The organism is Isoptericola sp. 178, assembly GCF_030586525.1.
Taxonomy (GTDB): domain Bacteria; phylum Actinomycetota; class Actinomycetes; order Actinomycetales; family Cellulomonadaceae; genus Isoptericola; species Isoptericola sediminis.
This window is the reverse complement of the sequence record NZ_JAUQYN010000002.1, coordinates 47,842-71,771: the sequence shown is the minus strand read 5'-3', so window position 1 is coordinate 71,771 and position 23,930 is coordinate 47,842. Positions and strand designations below refer to the sequence as shown.

General features: G+C 72.7%; 21 protein-coding genes and 1 tRNA gene. 14 read left to right on the top strand and 8 right to left on the bottom strand.

Annotated features, from left to right (window positions below):
• The first annotated feature begins 118 nt into the window (after nucleotides 1-118).
• Both Q6349_RS04965 and Q6349_RS04960 read left to right on the top strand, forming a co-directional pair.
• A complete protein-coding gene (locus Q6349_RS04965; protein ID WP_304603138.1) occupies nucleotides 119-2,299 on the top strand; it encodes a YgcG family protein in 2,181 nt (726 codons plus the stop codon).
• A 78-nt stretch (nucleotides 2,300-2,377) separates the two neighbouring features.
• Complete coding sequence (locus Q6349_RS04960) at nucleotides 2,378-3,118, top strand: PspA/IM30 family protein (protein WP_304603137.1); 741 nt, start codon at nucleotides 2,378-2,380, stop codon at nucleotides 3,116-3,118.
• 162 nt (nucleotides 3,119-3,280) lie between these two features.
• On the opposite strand, the gene Q6349_RS04955 is transcribed toward Q6349_RS04960, so the two are convergent.
• Nucleotides 3,281-4,108, bottom strand: a complete 828-nt coding sequence (locus Q6349_RS04955; protein WP_304603136.1) for a type 1 glutamine amidotransferase — start codon at nucleotides 4,106-4,108, stop codon at nucleotides 3,281-3,283.
• A gap of 73 nt (nucleotides 4,109-4,181) precedes the next feature.
• On the opposite strand from Q6349_RS04955, the gene Q6349_RS04950 reads away from it, so the two are divergent.
• A complete protein-coding gene (locus Q6349_RS04950; protein ID WP_171247045.1) occupies nucleotides 4,182-4,784 on the top strand; it encodes an NYN domain-containing protein in 603 nt (200 codons plus the stop codon).
• Nucleotides 4,785-4,805: 21 nt separating this feature from the next.
• Here Q6349_RS04950 and Q6349_RS04945 read toward each other — a convergent pair whose 3' ends face one another.
• On the bottom strand, nucleotides 4,806-6,206 hold the full coding sequence (locus Q6349_RS04945) for a hypothetical protein (protein ID WP_304603135.1): 1,401 nt from the start codon (nucleotides 6,204-6,206) through the stop codon (nucleotides 4,806-4,808).
• A gap of 131 nt (nucleotides 6,207-6,337) precedes the next feature.
• Here Q6349_RS04945 and Q6349_RS04940 point away from each other — a divergent pair, with 131 nt between their 5' ends.
• The 4 genes from Q6349_RS04940 to Q6349_RS04925 all read left to right on the top strand — a co-directional run bounded on the left by Q6349_RS04940 (nucleotide 6,338) and on the right by Q6349_RS04925 (nucleotide 9,997).
• Nucleotides 6,338-7,084: a response regulator transcription factor gene (locus tag Q6349_RS04940; protein WP_171247043.1), complete on the top strand. Its 747-nt coding sequence runs from the start codon at nucleotides 6,338-6,340 to the stop codon at nucleotides 7,082-7,084.
• Entirely contained in the window at nucleotides 7,081-8,574 is a 1,494-nt protein-coding gene (locus Q6349_RS04935) for a cell wall metabolism sensor histidine kinase WalK (RefSeq protein ID WP_304603134.1), read from the top strand. The genes Q6349_RS04940 and Q6349_RS04935 overlap by 4 nt, the downstream gene beginning before the upstream one ends.
• Before the next feature lie 104 nt (nucleotides 8,575-8,678).
• The gene (locus Q6349_RS04930; RefSeq protein ID WP_304603133.1) at nucleotides 8,679-9,407 is read left to right on the top strand and encodes a hypothetical protein; all 729 of its coding nucleotides are present in this window, start codon (nucleotides 8,679-8,681) and stop codon (nucleotides 9,405-9,407) included.
• 299 nt (nucleotides 9,408-9,706) lie between these two features.
• Nucleotides 9,707-9,997: a WXG100 family type VII secretion target gene (locus tag Q6349_RS04925; RefSeq protein WP_304603132.1), complete on the top strand. Its 291-nt coding sequence runs from the start codon at nucleotides 9,707-9,709 to the stop codon at nucleotides 9,995-9,997.
• 191 nt (nucleotides 9,998-10,188) lie between these two features.
• Here Q6349_RS04925 and groL read toward each other — a convergent pair whose 3' ends face one another.
• From groL to Q6349_RS04910, 3 genes are all read right to left on the bottom strand, one after another.
• Entirely contained in the window at nucleotides 10,189-11,820 is a 1,632-nt protein-coding gene (groL, locus tag Q6349_RS04920; RefSeq protein WP_171247039.1) for a chaperonin GroEL, read from the bottom strand.
• Nucleotides 11,821-12,156: 336 nt separating this feature from the next.
• Nucleotides 12,157-12,858: a LytR C-terminal domain-containing protein gene (locus tag Q6349_RS04915; protein ID WP_304603131.1), complete on the bottom strand. Its 702-nt coding sequence runs from the start codon at nucleotides 12,856-12,858 to the stop codon at nucleotides 12,157-12,159.
• 81 nt (nucleotides 12,859-12,939) lie between these two features.
• A complete protein-coding gene (locus tag Q6349_RS04910) occupies nucleotides 12,940-13,248 on the bottom strand; it encodes a DUF3263 domain-containing protein (protein ID WP_246246557.1) in 309 nt (102 codons plus the stop codon).
• 191 nt (nucleotides 13,249-13,439) lie between these two features.
• On the opposite strand from Q6349_RS04910, the gene Q6349_RS04905 reads away from it, so the two are divergent.
• The 3 genes from Q6349_RS04905 to Q6349_RS04895 all read left to right on the top strand — a co-directional run bounded on the left by Q6349_RS04905 (nucleotide 13,440) and on the right by Q6349_RS04895 (nucleotide 15,446).
• A complete protein-coding gene (locus tag Q6349_RS04905) occupies nucleotides 13,440-14,102 on the top strand; it encodes a uracil-DNA glycosylase (RefSeq protein WP_304603774.1) in 663 nt (220 codons plus the stop codon).
• Nucleotides 14,103-14,136: 34 nt separating this feature from the next.
• Nucleotides 14,137-14,970: an SGNH/GDSL hydrolase family protein gene (locus Q6349_RS04900; RefSeq protein WP_304603130.1), complete on the top strand. Its 834-nt coding sequence runs from the start codon at nucleotides 14,137-14,139 to the stop codon at nucleotides 14,968-14,970.
• A gap of 140 nt (nucleotides 14,971-15,110) precedes the next feature.
• Nucleotides 15,111-15,446: a hypothetical protein gene (locus Q6349_RS04895; RefSeq protein ID WP_171247036.1), complete on the top strand. Its 336-nt coding sequence runs from the start codon at nucleotides 15,111-15,113 to the stop codon at nucleotides 15,444-15,446.
• 57 nt (nucleotides 15,447-15,503) lie between these two features.
• Here Q6349_RS04895 and Q6349_RS04890 read toward each other — a convergent pair.
• The 3 genes from Q6349_RS04890 to Q6349_RS04880 all read right to left on the bottom strand — a co-directional run bounded on the left by Q6349_RS04890 (nucleotide 15,504) and on the right by Q6349_RS04880 (nucleotide 18,600).
• Nucleotides 15,504-15,579, bottom strand: a tRNA-Thr gene (locus Q6349_RS04890).
• Between the two features lie 125 nt (nucleotides 15,580-15,704).
• Complete coding sequence (locus Q6349_RS04885) at nucleotides 15,705-16,571, bottom strand: thioredoxin domain-containing protein (RefSeq protein WP_304603129.1); 867 nt, start codon at nucleotides 16,569-16,571, stop codon at nucleotides 15,705-15,707.
• A 145-nt stretch (nucleotides 16,572-16,716) separates the two neighbouring features.
• Nucleotides 16,717-18,600 carry a serine/threonine-protein kinase gene (locus Q6349_RS04880; protein ID WP_304603128.1) on the bottom strand — a complete coding sequence of 628 codons (1,884 nt, stop codon included), beginning with the start codon at nucleotides 18,598-18,600 and terminating at the stop codon, nucleotides 16,717-16,719.
• Between the two features lie 154 nt (nucleotides 18,601-18,754).
• Here Q6349_RS04880 and Q6349_RS04875 point away from each other — a divergent pair, with 154 nt between their 5' ends.
• The 4 genes from Q6349_RS04875 to Q6349_RS04860 all read left to right on the top strand — a co-directional run bounded on the left by Q6349_RS04875 (nucleotide 18,755) and on the right by Q6349_RS04860 (nucleotide 23,847).
• Nucleotides 18,755-20,227, top strand: a complete 1,473-nt coding sequence (locus tag Q6349_RS04875; protein WP_171247033.1) for a trehalose-6-phosphate synthase — start codon at nucleotides 18,755-18,757, stop codon at nucleotides 20,225-20,227.
• The gene (gene otsB, locus Q6349_RS04870) at nucleotides 20,220-21,059 is read left to right on the top strand and encodes a trehalose-phosphatase (RefSeq protein WP_304603127.1); all 840 of its coding nucleotides are present in this window, start codon (nucleotides 20,220-20,222) and stop codon (nucleotides 21,057-21,059) included. Before Q6349_RS04875 ends, otsB begins: the two co-directional genes overlap by 8 nt.
• A 221-nt stretch (nucleotides 21,060-21,280) precedes the next feature.
• Nucleotides 21,281-22,402, top strand: a complete 1,122-nt coding sequence (locus tag Q6349_RS04865) for an ABC transporter ATP-binding protein (RefSeq protein WP_171247031.1) — start codon at nucleotides 21,281-21,283, stop codon at nucleotides 22,400-22,402.
• Nucleotides 22,403-22,560: 158 nt separating this feature from the next.
• Nucleotides 22,561-23,847: a DUF4032 domain-containing protein gene (locus Q6349_RS04860; protein WP_304603126.1), complete on the top strand. Its 1,287-nt coding sequence runs from the start codon at nucleotides 22,561-22,563 to the stop codon at nucleotides 23,845-23,847.
• The last annotated feature ends 83 nt before the right edge of the window (nucleotides 23,848-23,930 follow it).

Sequence of the window (23,930 nt, the reverse complement as noted above, 5' to 3'; positions counted from 1 at the left end):
GGTCCCCTGACCCGACCCACGAGCATCGAAGCAGGCCCAGGTCACGTCCGGGTCACGGCGGGAACCGCCACAAACCTCACCCGCTGCGGGATTGCGTCGCACCCCCGGTCGCGCCACGATGCAGACCGTGACCCCGTCCCTCCCGGCCGCGCGGCGACGTCCGGTCTCAGCTGCCGTCGCCGTCATCACCCTCGCCTCCGCGGTAGCCGCCTTCGTCGCCCTGACCGCCGGTCCGACGCACGCGGTGGGACCCGTCGCCGCCGAGGCCCCGCTGTCCGAGCTCGACGGGGACATCACCGACGTCGCGGGTGTCCTGGACGAGGAGGGCACCGCCGAGGTGCAGTCCGCGCTCGACGAGCTCGCCGCCGACACCTCCTACCAGCTGTTCGTCGTCTACGTCGAGCGCTTCGACGGCCTGGACGGCCGGGAGTGGGCCGACGCCACGGCGAACCGGGCCCGGCTCGGCACCGACGACCTCCTCCTCGCCGTCGCGACCGAGGACCGGCTGTACGGCATGAGCTGGGACCAGAACGTCGACCTCACCGACGGCCAGCTCGACGCTGTCCGGGACGCCGCCGTCGACCGGCTGCGGGACGACGACTGGGCCGGCGCGACCGTCGCCGCCGTCGACGCCCTGCTCGCCACCACCGGGGGGTCCGGCGCCACCACGGGCACCGGCGCCGGGCAGGACGACGGCGGGGGGATCCCCGACGTCGTGCTCTGGGCCGCGATCGGCCTGGTGGTCGTCGTGGGTGGGTTCGTCCTCGTGCGCCGGGCACGCCGTCGGGACGCCGAGCTCGCCGAGCGCGGCGCGGCTGCCGCGGCCGCCCGCCGTCGCCGCGCCGCGGAAGGGGCCCGCCGTGTGGTCGGCGCCGCCGGTCGCCGCCAGTCCGCAGGCCCGGACCTGGAACGGTTCGCCGGGCTCGGTCTGGAGGAGATGCGGCGTCGTGCCGGCAGCGCCCTCGTCGCCGTGGACGACGCCGTGAAGACCTCCGAGCAGGAGCTCGCGTTCGCCGAGGCCGAGTTCGGCGTCGAGGAGACCCGCGAGTTCCGGGACGCCCTGGAGACCGCGCGCCAGGAGGTCGCCGAGGCGTTCCACCAACGGCAGGTGCTCGAGGAGACCCCGGGCAACGCCCTGGGCGAGCACGCCGAGCTGGCCGCGATCATCACCCGGTGCGAGACCGCGGCCGCGTCGCTGGACGCGCAGACCGACGCGTTCGACGAGCTGCGTCGCATCCGCGCCCGCGCGCCGGAGATCCTCGACGAGGCCGAGCAGCGCGCCACCGAGATCACCGCCCGCGTCGAGCTCGCCCGGCACACCCTGGCGGGGCTGACCGCGACCTACCCGGACACGGCCCTGGCCTCGATCCGCACCAACCCCGACCAGGCCGAGACCCTGGTCGCCAACGCCCGCGAGATGATCGAGTCCGGCCGTGCCGCCGTGCGCCGGCGTCGCCGGGCCGTCGCGGTCGCCGACGCCCGGGCCGCGCAGAACGCGCTCGGTCAGGCCGTCACCCTGCTCGAGGCCGTGGCGACCGCCGGCGACGACCTGGCGACAGCGGGTTCCAGCCTCGACACGGGCATCGCCTCGATCACCCACGACATCGGTGACGCGGACCGGCTCGCCCCGGACGACGTCCGGGTCCGCGACGCAGCCGCCGAGGCCCGCGCCGCCGTCGACCAGGCCCGTGCCGCCAAGGACGGCGGCGACCCCCTCGCCGCCCTGAGCCGACTCGCCGCCGCCGAGGCCGCCCTCGACGACGCGCTGGCTCCCTCGCGGCACCGTTCCGAGGCCGACGCCCGCGCCCGCGCGCTGCTGCGCGACGTCCTGGGGCGCACCGAGTCCCACCTGCGCTCCACCCGGGACTACGTGACGACGCGACGCGGCGCCGTCGGCCCCGACGCCCGGACCCGGCTGGCGGAGGCCGAACGCCTGGTCGCCCAGGCCCGCGAGCAGCAGGCGAGCGACCCCCAGGCGGCGCTGGCCACGGCGCAGCAGGCCGAGCGCTACGGCCAGCAGGCCGCGCAGATGGCCCAGCAGGACACCGGCGGGTGGGACGCCGGCCAGGGCACGGTCGGCTCGCGCCGTGGCGCCGACATCGGGGGCATGATCCTCGGGGGGATCCTCATCGACTCGATGATGCGCGGCGGCCGACGGCGTGGGCGCATGGGCGGGTTCGGCGGCTTCGGGGGCGGTGGCCGCGGCGGCTTCGGTGGAGGCTTCGGGGGCGGTGGCCGCGGCGGCTTCGGTGGAGGCTTCGGCGGCGGTGGCCGCGGCGGTGCCGGAGGCCGTTTCTGACCCGGCCGGCGGGAACCCCAAGGCCTCCACCGACGTCGGACCTAGTGACGGGCAACCTGGCACCAGAAAGGCACCTCAATGAACCAGAAGCAGAGCATCCTCGGCCGGATCGGCCAGCTCGCGAAGGCGAACATCAACGCGCTGCTGGACCGCGCCGAGGATCCGCAGAAGATGCTCGACCAGCTCATCCGCGACTACACGAACAACATCGCGGAGGCCGAGCAGGCGATCGCGCAGACCATCGGCAACCTGCGCATGGCCGAGCAGGACTACCACGAGGACGTGCAGTCCGTGCAGGAGTGGGGCGCCAAGGCGCTGGCGGCCTCGCGCAAGGCCGACGAGCGGCGGGCCGCGGGTGACGCGGCCAACGCCGACAAGTTCGACCAGCTCGCCAAGGTGGCGCTGCGCAAGCAGCTCGACGCCGAGAGCGAGGTCAAGACCGCCCAGCCGATGATCGAGCAGCAGCGGGTCACGGTGGAGAAGCTGAAGACCGGGCTGGCGCAGATGAAGGACAAGCTCGTCGACCTCAAGTCCAAGCGCGACCAGCTCGTGGCGCGCCAGAAGGCCGCCGAGGCGCAGCAGACCGTCCAGGGCGCGATCAGCTCGATCAACGTCATGGACCCCACCAGCGAGCTCAACCGGTTCGAGGAGGCCGTGCGGCGCGAGGAGGCGCACGCGATGGGCCAGGCGGAGATCGCGGCGTCGTCGCTGGACTCGCAGTTCGCCGAGCTGGAGGGCTCGATGGAGGACCTGGAGCTGGAGGCCCGTCTCGCGGCGCTCAAGTCCGGGTCGCCGCAGCCGGGCCAGATCGAGTCCTGACCGCCGCCGCGGGTCAGCTCCAGGCGAGTCAGAACCACGCCGGCCGAGTCAGGACAGCTCCGGCCGAGTCAGGGCTCGGGTGCGACGGGTCAGGATGCCGACCGGTCGCACCCGAGCCCTGACCCACGGCCCGAGGCCCTGACCCACGGCGCGGCGGTGCGTTCAGGCCGCGGGTGCCTCGACGGGCTCCGGCACCTCCGCGACGACGGCGGCCTCCTCGTGCTGCCGACGGGCGGTGACCGCGGCGCGCACGTGGTCGAGGAACGCGCCGGCGAGCAGCTCGCCGGACCGGCGCAGCTCGTCGTCGTGCTCGACCGCGCACGCGTGCACGGCGGCGGTCTCCACCTCGGTGTACCCGAGCGCCCAGCGGACCGCCGTCGTCGGCCCCGCCTCCGGGTGGAACTGCACCCCGAGCGCGGACCCCCAGCGGAACGCCTGGTAGGGGTACATCTCGGACCACGCCAGCCACTGCGCGCCCTCCGGCGGCTCGATGACGGCGTCGGCGTGCATCTGCACGAACGAGGTCGCGACGCCCCGGCCGTCGAGGTCCTCCGCGGTCTCGGCACCCGCCGCCCGGGCGAGCGGGGCGAGCACCGGGTCCTCGAGCGCCTCGGCCCGCCAGTACACCGGCAGGACACCGGCCTCGCGACCGGGCGGGGCGCCCACGGCCACGGTGCCGCCGCCGGCGACCGCCAGCATCTGGGCGCCGAGGCAGACGGCCAGCGTGGGCAGGTCGGCGGCGACGGCGTCGGCCAGCAGGGACCGGACCGCGGGGAGCCACGGCGCGGCGTCGTCGGCGTAGGCGTTCATCTGACCGCCCAGCACCACGAGGCCGTCGCCGCACTCGTCGAGCGTCGGCACGGGGTCGCCGTCGAAGAGACGGACGACGCGCAGGTCGCCGAGCAGCCCGCGGAACCGGTCGACGGGGACGTCGGAACTGTGCTGCAGCACGGTGACACGAGGCACCGCTGAGAACTCGATCTCGGACACGAGCGCTGAGACTACTCCGCACGGCCCCGTCGGTCACCCCCCCATCGACCGGCCCCCCGCGTACGCTGTGCCCATGGCCTCCCCCTTCTCCGAGCCGACCACCGTTCCCGCGCGCGGGACCGCGCGCACCACCTACCTGCTGGTGGACGGCGAGAACATCGACGCCACCCTCGGCATGAACGTGCTCAACCGGCGCCCCAACCCCGAGGAGCGGCCGCGCTGGGACCGCATCACCGGCTTCGCCCAGCGCGTCTGGAATCAGGACGTCGTCCCGCTGTTCTTCCTCAACGCCACGAACGGCCAGATGCCGATGTCGTTCGTCCAGGCGCTGCTGGCGATGGGCTACCGGCCGATCCCCCTGGCGGCCAGCGGTGACGAGAAGGTCGTCGACGTCGGTATCCAGCGCACCCTGGACGCCATCGCCGACCGCGACGCCGACGTGCTGCTCGCCAGCCACGACGGCGACTTCCTGCCGCAGGTCGAGCGGCTGCTGGGTCAGGACCGCCGCGTCGGCCTGCTGGCGTTCCGCGAGTTCGTCAACATGCAGCTCGCCGGGCTGTCCGAGTCCGGCCTGGAGATCTTCGACCTCGAGGGCGACGCCAACGCGTTCACGAGCCCCCTGCCGCGCGTGCGGATCATCCCGATCGAGGAGTTCGACCCGCTGCGCTTCCTCTGACGGTCCCCGGCCGGGCGGGCGTCAGCCGCGCGGTTGCTCGGCCGGCGGACGCTCGCTGCCGCGTCGCTCTCCCGGCAGGCCGGCGGACCGCCGCGTGACCGTGATCGCCCACAGCGCCGCGGCCGCCAGCAGGACCGTCAGCACCATCACCACCCACAGGAACCCGGTCGCCACGACGACCAGGACCGCCACGGCCAGCACGGCGAGGCGCAGCACGTCCGCGTGCGTGGCGACCCACCGGCCCAGGCGGCCGTCCTGCCCCGTGACCGTGGCGACCCACGGCCACCGACGTCCGGCGTCCACCAACCACCGCGGCCGGCCCAGCAGCGCGCCGACGACCACCGTCACGGCGGCGACGACGGCGACGAGCCAGAAGATCTCGTGGACCTCGCCGGCCACGGACTCGAACAGCACGGTCGCGACGCGCTCGCCGTCGGGCGTCCGCGCCACGTCCACCACGACGCCGCGCAGCCGGGAGATCAGCGCGGTCACGATCACCACGCCGACGAGCACGCCGATGCCGAGCTGGACGGCTCCCCGGCGCCGGTCGGGCGAGATCCACAGAGTGGCCACGACGGCGACGAGCGTCAGCACGACCAGCAGCCACCCGGCCCGGTCCGCCGTCGTCACGGCGCCCTGGAGCCCGTCGAAGGTCGCACGGTCCATGAGCTCCACCTGGCCGATACCCTCCGGCAGCTCCACCCCGAGGGCCTCGGAGAGCTGGGCGCGAGCCTCTGGCGCCCTCTCGGAGACGGCGTCCGGGAGCGTGATGTCGCCGAGCACGTCCTCCAGACCACCGAGCGACTCACGCACGGCGTCGGCGACGAGGGGCAGCGTGTTCAGCATGACCGCGTCGTCGGTCAGGTAGACGTTCGGGTGGTCCGCGACGTCGGCGCGGGCCAGCGCCACGACTCCGGAGTGCGCCCGCTCCACGAGATCCGGCACCCGGTCCGCGACGGCGTCGGACGTCACCACCCGCTCCACGGCCGCGTCGATGCGCTGCTCCAGGGGCTCGACGATCAGCGGCGTGATCGCCGCGAGCGTCGGTCGGTCGACATCCCCGGAGAGCGCGTCGAGCAGCGGCCCCGGCGCGAGGTCGCCCCGCGCCACGAGCGCCGCCACGAGGGCGGTGTCGAGCTGGGCCAGCCGGTCTGCGACCCGGGCGTCCAGGTCGAGGGCGAGCAGCACCTCGTCGGAGACGCGGTCCGCGAGCGCGTCGGCGAACGCCGGGTCGTCCAGGGCGGGCCCCACGGTGTCCATGAACCGGTCGGTGTCCAGCACGGTGCGGTGCGCCCACACCACGAGGGACGAGGCCACCACGAGCAGCATGGTGACCACGACCATCGCCCCGGCGACCCAGCGGCGGACCACGGGAGCCCGCGACGACCGCACCGGCTGCTCGGGCGTCGAGTGCTGCGTCACGGGGACGTCCTCCCTGGTCGGGACTGCTGGGCCGAGCCTACCGAGGTCGTCCCCGGCCCGCCGGACGGACGGGTCGGCCGTCCACGGCGCCTGTCCAGGTAACGTCCAGCAAGTCGGCGCACACTGGAGCCATGGCTACCACCGACGCCGACGCCCCCGAGGCACGGCTCGTCGTCGTCGACGACGAGCCCAACATCCGCGAGCTGCTGTCCACCTCCCTGCGTTTCGCGGGCTTCGAGGTGCATGCGGCCGCCGACGGCGCGAGCGCCCTGCAGCTGGTGTCGGACACGCAGCCGGACCTCGTGGTGCTCGACGTGATGCTGCCCGACATGGACGGCTTCACCGTCACCCGGCGCATGCGCGCGACGGGCCGGCACACCCCCGTGCTGTTCCTGACCGCCCGCGACGACACCCAGGACAAGGTCCAGGGGCTGACGGTCGGCGGCGACGACTACGTGACCAAACCGTTCAGCCTCGAGGAGGTCGTGGCGCGGATCCGGGCGGTGCTGCGGCGTACGGCGGGCGGTGAGCCGGAGGACGACGCCGTGCTCCGGGTCGGCGACCTCGAGCTCGACGAGGACTCCCACGAGGTGCACCGCGCCGGCGTCGAGGTCGACCTCTCCCCCACCGAGTTCAAGCTGCTGCGCTACCTGATGCTCAACGCCGGGCGGGTGCTGTCCAAGGCGCAGATCCTCGACCACGTGTGGCAGTACGACTGGGGTGGCGACGCCAACATCGTCGAGTCCTACATCTCCTACCTGCGACGCAAGATCGACCACCTGACCGTCCCGGGACCGGACGGCACCGACGTCGAGCTGCCCGCGCTGATCCACACCAAGCGAGGTGTGGGCTACCTGCTGCGGACGCCGCCGCGATGACGGACGCGCACCCCGACGGCGCGCGCCGGTGGGGCTGGCTCGCCCGCACGCCCCTGCGTGTCCGCCTGGTGGCGATCACCGTGCTGCTGCTCGGCGCCGGTCTCGTGCTGGCGGGGCTGACGGCGCGGACCGTCGTGTCGAACTACCTGATCGACGAGCTGGACGAGCAGCTCACCCAGTCGGCCCAGGGCGTGGCACGCCTGACGACGCTCAACCCCGGTGAGACGACCCAACGCATCCCGAGCGACTACGCGGTGACGCTGCACAGCTGCAACGGGCTCGACGGCGGCCCGGTGGGCTGGACGCAGACCCTGGACCGGTTCGGCGAGCCGCAGATCCCCGACGAGTCGGTCGAGACCGTCGTCGCGCGGGGCATCGACCCCTTCACCGTGGACTCCACGGGTGGCAGCGACCCGTCGCAGTGGCGGGTGGTCTCCATCCCCTGCAGCCCGTTCCGCGGCGCCGAGGTCGAGGGCGCCGCCTACGTCGCGCTGCCGCTGTCGAACGTCGAGGAGACGAGCGAGTACCTGGGCAAGGCGTTGCTCTGGATCGGTCTGGGCATCGTGGTGCTCGGGGGCGCCCTGGCGTTCTGGCTGGTGCGCCGCTCCTTCCGGCCCCTGCGTCGTATCGAGTCCACGGCCGCGGCGATCGCCGACGGCGACCTGTCCCGCCGCGTGCCCGAGGACCAGCCCGCCAGCACCGAGGTCGGCTCCCTGTCCCACTCGCTGAACGCGATGCTCACCCAGGTCGAGGCCGCGTTCGCCGCCCAGGAGGCCTCCGAGCAGCGGATGCGTCGCTTCGTCTCGGACGCCAGCCATGAGCTGCGCACGCCGCTGGCCACGGTCAAGGGCTACGGGGAGCTGTACCGGATGGGTGCCCTCGACAGCCCGGACAAGGTCGAGGACACCATGGGGCGCATCGAGGACTCCGCGCGGCGCATGGGGTCCCTGGTCAACGACCTGCTGGTGCTCGCCCGCCTGGACGAGCGCCGGCCCCTGCGCCAGGAGTCGGTGGACCTGGTCGCGCTGGCCCGGGACACCGCCCAGGACCTGCACGCCCTGGACCCGGAGCGTATGGTCAGCGTGACCGGGCTGGGTCCTGGCGAGGCGGCACCGTCGTCGCTCCGCGTGACGGGCGACAGGGACCGGTTGCGGCAGGTGCTGACGAACCTCGTGGGCAACGTCGCACGGCACACGCCGGTGGGCTCCCCGGCGGAGCTGGCCCTGGGCACGACACCCGACGGTGACGCCGTCGTCGAGGTGCGCGACCACGGCCCCGGCGTCTCGAAGGACCAGGCGGACAAGATCTTCGAGCGCTTCTACCGCGCGGACTCCTCCCGCAACCGCGAGTCCGGGGGCTCGGGTCTGGGGCTCGCGATCGTGGCCGCGATCCTGAGCGCCCACGGCGGCCGGTCCTCGGTGCACGAGACACCCGGCGGTGGTCTGACGGTGCGAGTTCACCTTCCGCTCCCCGGGGACTACGATGCGTGACGGCCTGGTTCCGGTTCGCCTGCGCAGCAACGTCGCTGGGGCGGCGTAATCTGGAACTACGGCTGGTCACAGCATCCGGCCCCTAGACGAAGGTCTTGATAGCGATGGGCGTGCTCCACGCCGACGCACCACAGTGGTTCCTCTCCGCGTTCGTCCGTACGTGTCACGGCGCCGGCGCCACCGCCACGGAGGAAGAGATCCGCGCGGTCGGGTCCGAGCTCATCGACCGGTGGTCGGAGACGGACCGGCACTTCCACAACCTGCGTCACCTGGCCGCGGTCCTGCACCGCGTCGACGAGCTCGCGCACGAGACGCACGAGCCCGACCTGGTCCGGCTGGCCGCCTGGTACCACGGCGCCGTCTTCGACGCCGACCGCAAGGTCGCGTACGCCACGCGGGGCGGTGAGCAGACCACCCTGAGCGCCGATCTGGCGCGCGAGCAGCTCGTCGAGCTCGGGGTGGCCGCGCGGCGGGCCGACCGTGTCGCCGAGCTCGTCGAGTCCATGGCGCGGCACAAGGCCCTGCCCGGCGACTTCGACTCGGCGGTCCTCAACGACGCCGACCTCGGCATGCTCGCCGCCGAGCCGCAGCGCTACAAGGAGTACGTCGCCGCGATCCGCGCCGAGTACGCGCACATCCCGCTGCCGGACTACCTCGACGCCCGCATCAAGGTGATCTCCAAGCTCCTCGGACGGCCCCAGCTCTACGTCAGCCCGCTCGGGCTCACCTGGGAGGAGCCGGCGCGGCAGAACCTGGACGCCGAGATGCACCGGCTGGTCAAGGAGCGTCGCCGGCTCGAGGCGCAGACCCCGGCCGGCCCCGCCCGTCAGTAGCCGCCCGGCGCACGCACTGCTCCCGCGAGTCAGGACCGTCCTCCGCGAGTCAGGGCGGTCCTGCGCGGGTCAGGGCGGCCCCTGCGCGAGTCAGGACCGTCCTCCGCGAGTCAGGGCGGTCCTGCGCGGGTCAGGGCGGTCCCTGCGCGAGTCAGGACCGTCCTCCGCGAGTCAGGGCGGTCCTGCGCGGGTCAGCCGCTCGTCCACACCCTGTGGACGACGGCGGCCTGCTGCGCCCCCGCACACCTAGCGTCGTGGCGAGCCCGGCCCTCCCGGGACCCACGACGAAGGAGCAGCACGTGCGATACGAGGTCGACAGCGATCGGGTGGCGCAGGCCGGGGCGGCGGTGAACGGGTCCGTCGGGGCGATCCGCGCCGAGGTCGGCGCCCTGATGCGGCACCTGCAGGACCTGCAGGCGAGCTGGCACGGCAGCGCGGCGACGTCGTTCGCCGGGGTGATGACGCAGTGGCAGTCCGCCCAGACGCAGGTCGAGGCCGCACTGGACTCGGTCACCGCCGCGCTGCAGGCGGCGTCCCAGACGTACTCCGACGCGGAGAACCAGGCCACGCGTCTGTTCGCCACCCGCTGACCCACACCACGGCCTTCCCCCATCGTTGTGGGCATGAAATCTGCGGGCCGGACGTGGTCCGAGGGCGCAGATTTCATGCCCGCAACGTCGAGGGGCTCCACGCACGACGGCGGCCGGCCACCTCCGCAGAGGTGACCGGCCGCCGTCGTTCGCAGCGAGGCGCGGTCAGGACCGCGCCGGACGCGCAGGGATCAGAAGCCCATGCCGCCCATGTCGCCCATGCCGCCGTCACCGGCCGGGGCCGAGGCCGGCTCCGGCTTGTCGGCGACGACCGCCTCGGTGGTGAGGAACAGCGCGGCGATGGACGCGGCGTTCTGCAGCGCCGAGCGCGTGACCTTGACGGGGTCGTTGACGCCCGCGTTCAGCAGGTCCTCGTACTCGCCGGTCGCGGCGTTGAGGCCGTGACCCGAGGGGAGGTTGCGGACCTTCTCCGCCACGACGCCGCCCTCGAGGCCGGCATTGATGGCGATCTGCTTCAGCGGGGCCGAGATCGCCGCGTTGACGATCTGCGCACCGGTCGCCTCGTCGCCGTCCAGCTCGAGCTTCTCGAACGCCACGGCACCGGCCTGCAGCAGGGCCACGCCGCCACCGGCGACGATGCCCTCCTCGACGGCAGCCTTCGCGTTGCGGACGGCGTCCTCGATGCGGTGCTTGCGCTCCTTGAGCTCCACCTCGGTGGCCGCACCGGCCTTGATGACGGCCACGCCGCCGGCCAGCTTGGCGAGGCGCTCCTGGAGCTTCTCGCGGTCGTAGTCGGAGTCCGACTTCTCGATCTCGGAGCGGATCTGCTGGACGCGACCCTCGATGAGGTCGGCGTCGCCGGCACCCTCGACGATCGTGGTCTCGTCCTTGTTGACGACGACCTTGCGCGCCTGGCCGAGCTCCTCGAGCGTGGCGTTCTCCAGCTTGAGGCCGACGGTCTCGGTGATGACCTGACCACCGGTGAGGATCGCGATGTCCTGCAGCATGGCCTTGCGGCGGTCGCCGAAGCCCGGGGCCTTGACGGCGACGGACTTGAAGGTGCCGCGGATCTTGTTCAGCACCAGGGTCGCCAGGGCCTCGCCCTCGACGTCCTCGGCGATGATCAGCAGCGACCGGTTGGTCTTCATGACCTGGTCGAGCAGCGGCAGCAGGTCCTTGACGTTCGAGATCTTCGACTCGACGATCAGGACGTACGGGTCCTCGAGGACGGCCTCCTGGCGCTCCGGGTCCGTCTCGAAGTAGCGGGCCAGGAAGCCCTTGTCGAAGCGCATGCCCTCGGTGAGCTCGAGCTCGAGGCCGAAGGTGTTCGACTCCTCTACGGTGACGACGCCTTCCTTGCCGACCTTGTCGAGGGCCTCGGCGATGAGCTCGCCGATCGCCGGGTCGCCCGCGGAGATGCCGGCCGTGGCCGCGATCTGCTCCTTGGTCTCGACCTCGGTGGCGGCGTTGAGCAGCTGCTCGGTCACCGCGGCGGTGGCCTTCTCGATGCCGCGCTTGACGGCGATCGGGTTGGCACCGGCGGCGACGACGCGCAGGCCCTCGCGCACGAGCGCCTGGGCGAGCACGGTGGCGGTGGTGGTGCCGTCACCCGCGACGTCGTCCGTCTTCTTGGCGACCTCCTTGACGAGCTCGGCGCCGATCTTCTCGTAGGCGTCCTCGAGCTCGATCTCCTTGGCGATGGAGACACCGTCGTTCGTGATCGTGGGGGCGCCCCACTTCTTGTCCAGGACGACGTTGCGGCCCTTGGGGCCGAGCGTCACCTTGACGGTGTCGGCGAGCTGGTTGAGCCCGCGCTCCATGCTCCGACGAGCTTCCTCGTCGAACGCAATCATCTTGGCCATGGGGACTGATCCTCCGCTGTGGCGTGTCGTGGTCTGCCGGTGCCCGCGACGGACGACCCGTCCGCGTGCGTTCACATCACGCACGCGACCGAGCCTCACCGATGGACCGAGTGGGTCACTCCGGTCGGCTGTCACTCGACAGTCGAGAGTGCTAAGACATTATTGGCACTCTCACCCCGAGAGTGCAAGATGTTCGCCCCCGGCGCACAACGGCGCTGCTCAGCGGTGCCCGACGTCGGGACGCCCGGCCCGCACGCCCTCCCGGAACGGCGAAGGCCGGCACCCGCGACGCGAGCTGCGTCGCCGGGCACCGGCCTCGAGCCGTCCCGCTGAGCCCTAGGGCATGTTGTGAACGATGACCAGCACGTCACCGCTGGCGACGGCCACCTGCGTGACGTTCTCGGCCGGGATGCCGAAGGAGTTCGCCACGGCGAGCGCCGTGTCCTCGTCCTCGGCCGTCGCGTACCAGACCGTGTCGACAGCGGGCGGGGTCTGGTCCGACGGGAAGTCGTCCGGGGTGACGTCGGTGTAGCCCTCGGCGATCAGGACGTCCGCGTTGGCTCCGGCCAGCCCCCCGGTCGTCGTCGCGTTCAGCACGCGGATGAAGGCGTCGTAGTTGGGCTCCGGGGCCGGCTCCTCCGCCGGCTCCTCGGTCGCCTCACCCTCGCCCGACTCCTCGCCGGAGCCGTCACCGGACTCCTCGCCGGAACCGTCGCCGGACTCCTCGCCGGAACCGTCGCCGGAGCCGTCACCGGACTCCTCGCCGGAACCGTCGCCCTCGGACGTCTCACCCTCCGCGGAGGACTCGGGCGCCGCGGACTCCTGCTGCGCGGCCGGCGGGTTCTCGCTGCCGCCCGGGTCGTCGGACAGGAACCCCACGACGCCGACCGCCAGACCGGCGAAGACGACGGCGACCAGCAGGAACGGCCAGGCCGAGCTCCACCCGCTGCGGGGCTCGCGGTGGACGCCGACGGGCGACCCCTCGGGACCGCGGACGTCGAACTCGTCAGGCGGGTACGGGTAGTGGCTCTTCGTCACGCCGCACAGGGTAGCGGGTCGGGATGGGTGGAAGGACAGAGCTTGTTCAGCACGCGGCCAAACCTGTTCAGCCGCACCGCGTCAGCCCCGCGAGCCGTCGAGACGGCGCGAGCTGCGGGCCCGCTGACGTGTCGCGCGGAGCCGCCGCAGCCGCTTGACCAGCATGGGGTCGTGGGCCAGCGCCTCCGGGGTGTCGATGAGCGCGTTGAGCACCTGGTAGTACCGGGTGGCCGACATGTCGAACAGCTCGCGCACGGCCTGCTCCTTCGAGCCGGCGTACTTCCACCACTGCTTCTCGAAAGCCAGGATCTCCCGGTCGCGGTCGGACAGCGCCTCGGCGGCGTCCGACGCCGGAGCCTGCGTCGTGGTGTCGACCTCCTGGACCAGCATCTCGCTCATGCGGCCCAGTATGGGTCACTCCGGGCGCCACCTCCGGCAGCCCGGCCCCGCGCGTCGCCCCTCGCCGGCGCCCTGCTAGCGTCGCCGTCGTGGAGACGACGCCGGACCCTGCCGCCACCGCCCCGTCCGCACCGACCGGCGCACCGCCGTCGGCCGCCCCGGCCCCGAGCGATCGCCCACCGCTGGACCGGGTCATGGCGCCGGACTGGGCCGCGGCCCTGGCCGACGTCGAACCGCAGATCCACGCGATGGGCGACTTCCTGCGCTCCGAGGTGGCGGCCGGGCGCCAGTACCTCCCGGCCCCCGCCGACGTGTTCGCCGCCTTCCGGCGCCCGCTCGCCGACGTCCGGGTGCTCGTCGTCGGCCAGGACCCCTACCCCACGCCGGGCCACCCCATGGGCCTGTCCTTCTCCGTCCAGCCGCACGTCCGCCCGCTGCCGAAGTCGTTGGTGAACATCTTCACCGAGCTCGCCGACGACGTCGGCGTCCCGGCTCCGGCGAACGGCGATCTCAGCCCGTGGGCGGACCAGGGTGTGATGATGCTCAACCGGGTGCTGACCGTGGAGCCCGGCCGCCCGGCCTCGCACCGCGGCAAGGGGTGGGAGCAGGTGACCGAGGCCGCGATCAAGGCGCTCGTGGCACGCGGCGGACCGCTCGTCGCGATCCTCTGGGGCCGTGACGCCGCCTCGCTGAAGCCCTGGCTGGGCAGCACGCCCACCGTCGAGTCCGCCCACCCGAGCCCGCTGGCCGCCTACCGCGGGTTCTTCGGGTCGGCACCGTTCTCCCGGGTCAACACCCTTCTCGAGCAGCAGGGAGGGACGCCGGTCGACTGGCGGCTGCCCTGAGCAACTGATCCCGCGAGGGGTGCAGAATGGCCCCGTGAGTTCGCACGACAGCATCCCCCCGTGGTCCCGCTACGTCGCGATCGGCGACTCGTTCTCCGAGGGACTCTGGGACCCGTACCCGTACGACGACGGCACGCGAGCCCCGGCCGGCACGGAGACGACGGCGGTGCAGCGCGGCTGGACGGACCGGCTCGCCGACCACCTGGCCGAACGCCGCGGCGACGAGGTCCTCGAGTACGCCAACCTCGCGATCCGCGGCAAGAAGCTGCGCCAGATCGTGGACGAGCAGCTGCCCGTCGCGCTCGAGATGCAGCCGGACCTCGTCTCGCTCGTCGGCGGCGGGAACGACATCCTGCGCCCCCAGGCCGACCTCGACGCCCTGACGGCGACCTTGGAGGACGCGGTGAGGCGGCTGCGCGCCTCCGGCACCGACGTCCTGATGGGCACCGGGTTCCGGGCCGGCGGCACCCTCAGCTTCACCAGCGGGCGGGTCGGTCAGTACAACGCCACGATCTGGTCGATCGCCCGCCGCCACGGCGCGTACGTGCTGGACAACTGGGGCCTGAAGTCCCTGTTCGACCTGCGGATGTGGTCCGACGACCGGATCCACCTCACCGACGAGGGGCACCGTCGCGTCGCGAACGCGGCGCTGGTGGGTCTCGGCCTCGCACCGGACGACGAACGCTTCGACGACCCGATGCCCGCCGTCACGGCGCCGCGGCTGCGCCAGCGGGCCCGCGAGGACGCCCAGTGGGCGCGGGCGCACGTCGTGCCGTGGGTGCAGCGGCGGATCCGGGGCACGTCGAGCGGTGACGGCCGCACGCCGAAGTGGGCCTCGCCGAAGCCGTGGCCTCCGTCGGAGCGCTGACCGCGCCGGAGGGTCGGGTGCTCACCGCACGGAGGCAGCTCCCGGCGCGCGAGTATCGGTGGCGGGGTCCACGGTGAAGAGACGGCCACCACCGTCGACAGGGCGCTGCAGACGGCCGCAGCGCCCGGATTGGACCGACCATGAAGTTGCCCGAGGCCACCGAGGAAGACGTCCGGGTGCAGATGGACGACCTGTGCCGAGCCGGCGCCGTCATCATCGGGACCATCGGCGGATGGGACCCGCCCCCTCCGGGTGCCGTCGCCAAGCTGTCCCGCAGGGATGGGTCGGACGAACTGGTGATCTTCTACGACGAGCGGGGAACCACGCTCGACGAGCAGCGCGAGATCTTCACGGCGGCGTGGGAGGCCATCCGCACGGGGCTCGGCTATCCCGAGAAGTGGGACGTCGTCGAGGGCACCGACCCCGACACGGGCGAACCGGTGCGCTGGCGGGTGCTCTGGCTCTACTGGGAATGAGCTCGCCGGGACGACGGCCCGTCGGTCCGCGTCGTCGCAGACCGACGGGCCGTCGGGTGGAGCCGCCTGTCGGGTTCGAACCGACGACCTTCCGTTTACAAGACGGGAGCTCTACCAGCTGAGCTAAGGCGGCGGGCGGGGACCATCGTACCGATGACGACGACCCGGCCGGGACGTCGAAGGCGTCAGGCCCGCCGCGCCGGTTCCGGTGCGACGGGCCTCACGTCCGGTGCGACGGGCCTCACGCCCACGGCGAGGTCACTCGTCGGCGGACTCGCCCTCGGCGTCGGCGCCGGCGGCACCGTCGCCCTGGACGGCGCTCAGCAGGGCGCCCGGCTGGTTCCAGGTCTCGAAGCGCTCGCCGTCGACCAGGATGGTCGGCGTGCCGAAGCCGCCGTTGGCGTTCGCCAGGTCCGGGTTCGCGGACGCCTCGCTGGTCAGCGAGTACACGTACTGGCCGAACGTGCCGCGGGCGGTCCCGTCGGCGATGCCGGCAGCGACGTCGGCCGGGACGCCGGCCTCCTCGGCGATCGACGCCATCTCCTCGTCGCTCAGGCCCTCCGTGTTCTCGGCGGGCTGGTTGACGAACAGGGCCTCGTTGAAGGCGAAGAAGGACTCCGGCGCGCGGTCGGCCACCCAGTAGGCGGCCGAGGCCGAGCGCGTCGAGAAGTCGGTGCCCTGGGACATGCGGTCCAGGATCGAGACGGGGTGGAAGACGACGGTCGCGTCGCCCTCGGTCAGCATCGTCTCGACGTCGGCGGCGTTGATCTCCTCGAACTGGCCGCAGACGGGGCACATGTAGTCGAGGTACTCGTCGACGACGGGCGCTCCCTCGTTCTCACCGCCGGCCACGAGGTCGGACCCGACCGGGATGCCGCCACCCTCCAGCGCCGTCGACGGGACGTCCGCCACCTCGGCCAGCGGGATGTCCTCGACGCTCTTCTTGTCCGCCTCGCCCATGAGGATGAAGACCGCGACGGCGACGAGTGCCGCGATCGCCACGCCGAGTGCCGCGAAGACGATCATCCGGTTGCGGCGGTCGCGCTGGGCCTGCTGCTGCTGGACGGCGAGCGCCTCGGCACGGGCTTCGTCCCGGCGCTGCGACTTGTTCTGCTTGTTGGACATCTCGGTGCGGATCCTTCGGGTCGAGTCGGGCGGGGCGATCCGGCGGCCAGCCTACCCGTGGGCCGGTCCACCCGGAGCGGAGGGCGGGGCGTCCCCGCGCCCCGACGCTAGGGAGCGAACCTGGGGAGATCCTGGGAATCCGGTCTCAGAACAATGACGGCGCGCTGTTCATGGGCCACCACACGATCTCGACGGGGTCGGTGACGAGCTGGGAGTACAGGACCCAGGACCCCACCAGGCAGATCGCCACGACGATCGCCGCCCCCGCCAGCCCGGGGGCGAGGTTGTTGAGGATCCGCCGGGCCCCGTCACGTGCGGTGCGACCGGCCGGGCCGAACCAGGTGGCCAGCAGCGCGACGAGCATCGCTCCGGCCAGCACCACCGAGAACACGAAGGGCGCGTTCCGACCGCCCACCGACCGGGACTCGACGTCCCCCAACGGCGCGACGATCAGGTTGCCGTCGCCGAACAACCAGTACCCGCCCATCGTCGCCAGGAGTCCGACGCAGCCGCCGACCACGGCCGCCGGGATGACACCGAGCGCGCCGAGCACCGCGTGATAGGGCAGCAGCAGACCGGCGACCCAGCCGTCCGAGGACCGCACCCCCTTGCGCTGGCGGCGTTCGTGGAACCGCTGGCCCGAAGTCCCGACGATCCGGCACAGCACCGTCAGGCCGACGAAGGCCCCGAACGCCACGAGCGGGTAGAAGGCCGCGAGCACCACGAACGGCAGCCCCACCGCGAGCGCCGTGCCCCAGCGCCGCGGGTGGACCGGCGGCACGTAGGGTCCGGCCGCCTCCTCCTCCCCGTCGTCCGCGCCGTCGGCGAGCTCGTCGTACGTCCGGTACCGCACGTCCCCGAGGGGGATGGCCCGCGTCGCGCCGTCCTGCGCACCGGCCCGCGCCCGCTCCTCGGAGGTCATCGTGCTCGCCGTCCCGCCGGGCGGCTCGGGCGACACCGCGGGCGGACCGACGACGGCGGTGTCGGCGAGCGCGGGCGTGGCGCTCCCCGCCGGCGAGTCCGGAGACCCGGCGTCGGGCGAGCCGTCCGGCGACGTCCCGGCGCTCCCCGCCAGACCCGCCGCCGTGGCCGCGGTGGCGGCACCGGCCGCCACGACGATGCGCTGCGTGGCCTGCGGGTCCTCGGACTGCTCCGCGGCCGTGCTCTCGCCGTCGGCCAGGTCGCGGCGGATCGCGCGGACCACGTCCGTGGGTCCCCAGCGCCGGGTCGGGTCGGGCTGCAGGGCCCCGGCGAGCGCCCGTGCCGTGCGGGCGGGGACGCCGTAGAGGTCGGCCCGGCCCTGCCGCGAGCGCCGCAGCACGACGTCGGTGGGCCGCACGCCGAAGGGCGACCGGCCCGTGGCGGCGAAGGCGAGCAGGGCCGCCCAGCTCCACCAGTCCGTCTCCGGGACCGGGTCCCCGCCGTCGAGCAGCTCGGGGGCGATGTACCCCGGCGTCCCCATGACGAACCCGGTCATCGTGGTCCGCGTGTCCCCGGTGCTCTGGGAGATCCCGAAGTCGATGAGGCTGGGCCCGTCGGCGGTGACCATCACGTTCGAGGGCTTGAGGTCCCGGTGCACGACGCCGGCCGCGTGGACGGACTCCAGGGCGTCGGCGAGCTGGTCGGCCAGCGAGAACAGGTCGGCCACGTCCAGGGCGCCGCGGGCGTCGATCTCCTCCTCGAGGGTGAGCCCCTCGACGAGCTCGGTGACGACGAAGGCGTACGGACCCTCGAACTCCGCGTCGAGCACCTGCGCGACGGCCGGGTGCCGCAGCCGCTGCAGGGCCGCGACCTCACGGCGCAACCGCTGGCGACCCGCGGGGTCGGCGTCCAGGTGGGCGTGCAGCACCTTGAGCGCGACCCGTTCGCCCGCACCGTCACGTGCCTCGTAGACCGCCCCCATGGCACCACGCCCGAGGGTGGAGACCACGGTGTAGCCCCCGACGTCGGTCCCCGGCTCGAGCCCGCCCTCGGGCCCCGAGGCCGACGTCTCGTGCGTCAGCACCTCCGCGTCGTCACCCACACCCATGGGGCACACCGTAGCGTCGCGCCCTCCACGGCGCGCCCCGGCTCGCCAGGGTTCACCCCGCGCGGGGGAAGGGCTGCGCCGATATGGTGCGCGCAGGACTCCGCACTACCCAGTGCATCGGGTCGGCGTCCACCAACCTTGGGAGAGAACAGCGTTGACAGGTCAGGGATCGTCCAGCACCACGACCGGCGGCGACGGGTCGACCGGTTACGACCTCGTCGTCGTCGCCAACCGGCTTCCCGTCGACTTCGCGGTGGACGACGAGGGCAACCTCGACTGGAAGCGGTCGCCGGGCGGGCTGGTCACCGCCCTCGAGCCGGTGATGCGCGAGAACGACGGCGCCTGGGTCGGCTGGTCCGGCGCGCCCGACCTCGCGCACGAGCCGTTCGAGGCCGACGGCATGCTGCTGGTCCCCGTGACGCTGTCCGCCAGCGAGATCAGCAAGTACTACGAGGGCTTCTCCAACGACACGCTCTGGCCGCTGTACCACGACGTGATCGCCCCGCCGACGTACCACCGGCAGTGGTGGGACGCCTACCGCAAGGTCAACCAGCGGTTCGCCGAGGCGGCGGCCGCCCAGGCGGCCCACGGCGGCGTGGTCTGGGTGCACGACTACCAGCTCCAGCTCGTGCCGAAGATGCTGCGCGAGCTGCGTCCCGACCTGCGCATCGGCTTCTTCGACCACATCCCCTTCCCCGCCGTCGAGCTGTTCCAGCAGCTGCCCTGGCGCAAGGCCATCGTCGAGGGGCTCCTGGGCGCCGACCTCATCGGGTTCCAGCGCGGCGGCGACGCCTCGAACTTCGTGCGCGCGGTGCGCCGGCTCACGGACCACCCCACGCGCGGCTCGATCATCTCCATGGGGTCCGACGACGCGACGCCGGGCCGACGCGTCCGTGCGGCCTCGTTCCCCATCTCAATCGACACCCAGTACTTCGACGAGCTCGCCCGCCGTCCCGAGGTCCAGGCCCGCGCCAAGGAGATCCGCACGGACCTGGGCGACCCCGAGGTCGTGATGCTCGGCGTCGACCGCCTCGACTACACCAAGGGCATCCGGCACCGGATCAAGGCCTACGGCGAGATCCTGCAGGACGGCCGGATCGACGCCGCGAACACCACGCTCGTGCAGGTCGCCAGCCCGTCCCGGGAGAACGTCGGCGCCTACCAGGAGCTGCGCCAGCACGTGGAGATCCTCGTCGGCCGGGTCAACGGCGAGTTCGGCGAGCTCGGCCACTCGGCGATCCACTACCTGCACCACTCCTACCCGCCCGAGGAGATGGCGGCCCTGTACCTGGCGGCGGACGTCATGCTCGTCACGTCGCTGCGGGACGGGATGAACCTGGTGGCCAAGGAGTACATCGCGGCCCGCTCGGACCTCGGCGGCGTGCTGGTGCTCAGCGAGTTCACCGGCGCCGCCGACCAGCTGGCCCCGGGACCGCTGCTGTGCAACCCGCACGACATCGACGGCATGAAGGACATCATCGTCGCCGCGGCGGAGATGTCCCCCAAGGAGAAGCGTCGTCGCATGCGCAACCTGCGGCGCAAGGTCATGGGCGACGACGTCGCCAAGTGGTCGAAGTCGTTCCTCGGGGTGCTCACCGCCGTGCCCGGCCGCGACACCTATGTCTGAGCAGCTCGACCCCGCGCTGGACGGTGCACTGCACGAGTTCACCGCCGACGACGGCGCCGCGCTCCTGGTGGCCCTGGACTTCGACGGCACGCTCGCCCCGCTGGTGGACGACCCGACGGCGTCGCGCATGACCCCGGCGGCCCGCACGGCCGTGGACGAGCTGGGGGCCCTGACGGTGCCCGGTGACGGCGACGCGCCGGCGTCGCGTGTGCGGCTGGCGCTCGTCTCGGGGCGCGACCTCGACGACCTCGCGACGCGGGCCGCGCCCCCGGTCGGGTCGTACCTGGTCGGCAGCCACGGCGCCGAGACGGGGCACGTCACGGCGGACGGGGTCGAGACGGTCCCGCTCGAGCTCAGCGACTCCCAGCGTGAGGACCTGGCCGCGCTGCGCTCCGCCCTCGAGGCGGCGGTGGCCGGCCGCGAGGGCGCCTGGGTGCAGCACAAGCCGAGCGCCGCCGTCCTGCACACCCGGCTCGCCGGTCCCGAGGACTCCGCCGCGGCCGTCGAGGCGGCCGACGCCGCCGCCGACCGGCTCGGGCTCGAGCCGATGCACGGCAAGGACGTCGTCGAGATCGCGGTGCTGCCCACGTCCAAGGGCGAGGCGCTGCGGCGCCTGCGCACCGTCGTCGGACGCGACGTCGGCACCGAGCGCGTGCGGGTGCTGTACGCCGGGGACGACACGACCGACGAGAAGGCCTTCGCCGTGCTGACCAGCGGCGACCTGGCACTGAAGGTCGGCCACGGCGAGACCCTCGCGGCGCACCGGGTCGCCGGTGCGGACGACGTCGCCGGGGTGCTGGACCGGCTGCGCGCCGCGTTGCGGCCCTCCTGACCCGTCCCGACCTGCCCCGTGCGGCGTGCCGGGACGGCTGCGCCCGAGGGGGTGATCGGAGTCACGGCCGTGTAGGATCGATCCGCGCGACGCCGCCGGAACGGTCCGGTGAAGCCGCGCGGACAACAGAATGTGTCGCCGCCGACACGCCAGTCGTGAACGCAGCACACCCGACCACAACGGATCGTCCGGCACGTACCTGCCGGTGGAGGGACACCATCATGGCTTCGGTCACCTACGACCACGCGACGCGTATCTACCCGGGCACCGAGCGCCCGGCCGTGGACCAGCTCAACCTGCAGGTGGAGGACGGCGAGTTCCTCGTCCTCGTCGGCCCCTCGGGCTGCGGCAAGTCCACCTCGCTGCGCATGCTGGCAGGCCTCGAGGACGTCAACGGCGGGCACATCTACATCGGGGACCGCGACGTCACCGACGTGCAGCCCAAGGACCGCGACATCGCGATGGTCTTCCAGAACTACGCGCTGTACCCGCACATGTCCGTGGCCGACAACATGGGCTTCGCGCTGAAGATCGCCGGCACCCCGAAGGCGGAGATCCGCCAGCGGGTCGAGGAGGCCGCCAAGATCCTCGACCTCACCGAGTACCTGGACCGCAAGCCGAAGGCGCTCTCCGGCGGTCAGCGCCAGCGTGTCGCCATGGGCCGCGCCATCGTGCGTCAGCCCCAGGTGTTCCTCATGGACGAGCCGCTGTCGAACCTCGACGCCAAGCTGCGTGTCCAGACCCGTACGCAGATCGCCTCCCTGCAGCGCCGCCTCGGCGTCACGACCGTCTACGTGACGCACGACCAGACCGAGGCCCTCACCATGGGTGACCGCATCGCCGTGCTCAAGGACGGCCTGCTCCAGCAGGTCGGCACGCCGCGCGAGATGTACGACACCCCGGCGAACACCTTCGTGGCCGGCTTCATCGGCTCGCCCGCGATGAACATCGGCACGTTCGAGGTCCGCGACGGCAAGGCCATCGTCGGGCACGCCGCGGTGCCGCTGGAGCGCCACGTGCTCGACCAGCTCACCGACGCCGACAACGGCCAGGTCGTCGTGGGCTTCCGTCCGGAGTCCCTCGACATCGCGCACGACGACTCGCAGGACGCCTTCCAGGTGAAGGTCAACCTCGTCGAGGAGCTCGGCTCCGACGCCTTCGTCTACGGCGAGCTGCAGGCGGACGGCTCGGCCGGCGACCTGCACTCCGGTTCCTCGGACCAGGTCATCGTCCGCATCGACCCGCGTGAGGTCCCGATGAAGGGTGACACCATCCACGTCACCATCAAGCAGGGCCAGGAGCACGTCTTCTCCCCGTCCACGGGTGCTCGTCTGAGCCACTGAGCATCCCCGACGACGACGGGGCGGATCCGGCCGGGCGCCGGGTCCGCCCCGTCGTCGTCTACGCTGAACCTGCCCCCCATCGCTGTGGGCAGGAAATCTGCAGGTCCGCCGCAGGGTGCCCCTGCAGATCTCATGCCCACAACAGACCTGGAGATGCCGTGGAGCAGCTGAAGATCACCTCGGCGACCCCGAACTCGGCCCTGCTGGACCTGCCCTGGCGCCGCCCCCTCATCGAGTGGCCCGCCGAGGTCCTCGCGGCACTCCCCCGCGGCATCTCGCGGCACGTCGTGCGCTTCGTCCGCCTGGACGGCCGGGTCCTGGCCGTCAAGGAGATCAGCGAGGACGTCGCCTTCCGCGAGTACGGCATGCTGCGCCAGCTGCGCAAGCTCGAGATCCCCGCGGTCCGGCCGATCGGCGTCGTCACCGGACGCACGGCCGAGGACGGGACGCCCCTCGAGGCGGCGCTCGTCACCGAGCACCTGGCGTTCTCCCTGCCCTACCGGTCCGTGTTCAGCCAGTGGCTGCGCGACGAGACGGCGAACCGGCTCATCGACGCGCTCGTCGTCCTCATCGTCCGGCTGCACCTCGCCGGGTTCTTCTGGGGCGACGTCTCGCTGTCCAACACGTTGTTCCGGCGTGACGCCGAGCTCTTCGCCGCCTACCTGGTCGACGCCGAGACCGGTGCCCTGCACCGCGAGCTGACCCGTGGCCAGCGGGAGCACGACCTGGAGATCGCCCGCGTCAACATCATCGGCGAGCTCATGGACCTCGCCGCCGGCGAGCTGCTGGACAGCGAGATCGACGAGGTCGCGTTCGGCAACTCGCTCGTGGACCGCTACCACGAGCTGTGGGAGGCGCTGACCGGTGTGGAGGCGTTCGCCTCCGACGAGCGCTGGCGCGTGGCCGCCCGCATCGAACGGCTCAACGCCCTCGGGTTCGACGTCGGCGAGCTCGACATCACCACCGACATCGACGGCACGACGGTCCGGATCCAGCCCCAGGTGGTCGACGCCGGGCACCACTCGCGCCGTCTGGCCAAGCTCACCGGCCTGGACGTGCAGGACAACCAGGCCCGGCGACTGCTCAACGACCTGGACTCGTACCAGGCCGCGACGGACCGCCAGGAGGACGACTCCCAGCTCGTCGCCCACGACTGGCTGCAGAACGTCTTCCAGCCGACCGTCCGGGCCGTCCCGCGCGAGCTGCGCCGCAAGCTCGAGCCCGCGCAGCTGTACCACGAGGTCCTCGAGCACCGGTGGTACATCTCCGAGCAGGCCGGGCACGACGTGCCGATGCCGGAGGCGGTGCAGTCCTACGTGACGAACGTGCTGCGGTACCGGCCGGACGAGAAGGCGATCCTCGGCATGGCTCCCGAGGAGGAGCCCCAGGGGCCCGAGGCGGACTACTTCCACTACGCCGCGTCCGAGCCGGGCGACGTCGACTGACGCTGCCCGACGATCCGCGCGGCCCGCGGGTCAGGACGCGCTCGCTCGAGTCAGGCCGTACCTTCGCGAGTCAGGGCCCCTCT